The sequence below is a fragment of the Mesorhizobium qingshengii genome (assembly GCF_900103325.1).
GTDB classification, from domain to species: domain Bacteria; phylum Pseudomonadota; class Alphaproteobacteria; order Rhizobiales; family Rhizobiaceae; genus Mesorhizobium; species Mesorhizobium qingshengii.
In genome coordinates this window covers 1-1800 of the sequence record NZ_FMXM01000095.1, presented here as the reverse complement: position 1 = coordinate 1800, position 1800 = coordinate 1, and the positions used below count along the sequence as shown (strand labels likewise).

Sequence of the window (1800 nt, the reverse complement as noted above, 5' to 3'; positions counted from 1 at the left end):
AGCTCGACTTTGTACGTTTTTGGTCAGGTCCATGTCCAGAAGAGGCTGTTGGTTGCGATGTGGCTGAGCGCCTGATCGAGGGGCAGGCTGCAGCCTCCCATATCGTCGATGTCTTCCCATTTTCGCCGGTGTGACCAGTAGGCGATTTTGACCTCATCGCCTCTGCCGATCGGCTTGAGACGGGCGATCGGCACCTCGGTTGCCAGCAGGTACAGGTGGTAGGCACCTTTGTCCTTGTACCAGCCAACGCCGCCGCCATTGGCCTGGTCGAACGCTTCGATGCGCAGGGCTATGTCGTCCTTTTCCATTGTGCAGTCATAGCTGCCGCAGCCCTAGTCAGGTCTGATTCACTTCGCCGCACGGTCATTGCCTTGCAACATGTGCTGGCCGGGATTCGAAGCATGGGATGCTGCACCATCCCAACGCCGCCGTCAGCGATGCCGTTCCTCAGATCCTGCGCCAGTGGCTCCAAGAGTTGCGCACCTGTTTCACAGCGCCCAGTTGGGAACATGTCCTTGTTCTGGTCATGGGAGCTTTGCTGGCGCCGGGCAAGCGGACCGTCAGCTCCTGCTTGCGCATGACCGGCAGGGCCGAGGCCGCCAACTTTGCAAGCTACCACCAAATCTTCAACCGAGCCTGCTGGAGCCCCCGTGCCGTTGCCAGGCGATTGCTGGGCCTCGTGGTCGAACGGCTCGTGCCCGATGGCCCCATCGTCATTGGCATGGACGACACCATCGAACGCCGATGGGGACGCCGGATCAGCGCACGGGGCATCTACCGGGATCCAGTGCGCTCCAGCCATGGCCATTTCGTCAAAGCCAGTGGCCTGCGCTGGTTGAGCTTCATGGTGCTGACCCCGGTGCCATGGACGAGCCTGGTAAAGGCCTTGCCGGTCCTGACCTTGCTTGCCCCATCCGAGCGATCCGACCATCAACGTGGGCGGCGCCATAAGCTGCTGACCGACTGGGCGCGGCAGGGCGCACTGCAACTCTGTCGCTGGCTGCCAGGGCGCCGCGTCATCTTCGTAGGCGACAGCAGCTTTGCCGTCCATGAACTGGCCCATGCCATCACTGCCAGGGCAACGCTCATCAGCCGGCTGCGACTGGATGCCAGCCTGTTTGCGCCACCGCCAAAGCGGACCACGCGCACCCTCGGCCGGCCAGCGCAAAAAGGTCCAGCACTACCAAAGCTCAAGACCCTCCTGTCCAACCCCGCCACGACTTGGGCCAGGATCATCGTGTCCGCCTGGTATGGCCATGTCGACGGCAAGACGCTCGAGATCACGTCTGATACCGCCTTGTGGTACAGGCCCGGTACCCCGGTAATGCCGATCCGCTGGGTGCTGGTCCGGGATCCCGATGGTAAACGCGCGCCCCAAGCCTTCTTCAGCACAGACATCGCCCTCGAGCCCGCCGACATCATCGCCCTGTTCGTCCGCCGCTGGCAGATCGAGGTCACGTTCGCCGAGACCCGCGCCCACCTTGGCGTTGAGACCCAACGGCAATGGTCCGACAAGGCCATTGCACGAACCACCCCAACATTGCTCGGTCTCTACACCCTCGTATCGCTATGGGCCTGCGATCTGCTCACCAGCACCACCACCCCATACGCCGCAGCGTGGTACCGAAAAACCAGCCTGACGTTCAGCGATGCCATCGGCGCAGTCCGCCTCGAAATCTGGATCGGCGATATTAATCAACACTCCCCGCCAAACCGGGAACGACAAAATATCCCGCCACAACGCATCCTGCGAATGGCGCAAGCACTATGCTTCGCCACCTAAACGTACAAAGTCGAGCT

At 61.9% G+C, this 1800-nt stretch carries 2 protein-coding genes; one reads left to right on the top strand and one right to left on the bottom strand.

Annotated elements, in window-relative coordinates; translation table 11 throughout:
- Positions 1-23 precede the first annotated feature (23 nt).
- Positions 24-308, bottom strand: a complete 285-nt coding sequence (locus tag BLS48_RS34490; protein ID WP_038645292.1) for a hypothetical protein — start codon at positions 306-308, stop codon at positions 24-26.
- 98 nt (positions 309-406) lie between these two features.
- Between BLS48_RS34490 and BLS48_RS34485 the strand changes: the two genes are divergently transcribed.
- Positions 407-1783: an IS701 family transposase gene (locus tag BLS48_RS34485; RefSeq protein ID WP_091586684.1), complete on the top strand. Its 1377-nt coding sequence runs from the start codon at positions 407-409 to the stop codon at positions 1781-1783.
- The last annotated feature ends 17 nt before the right edge of the window (positions 1784-1800 follow it).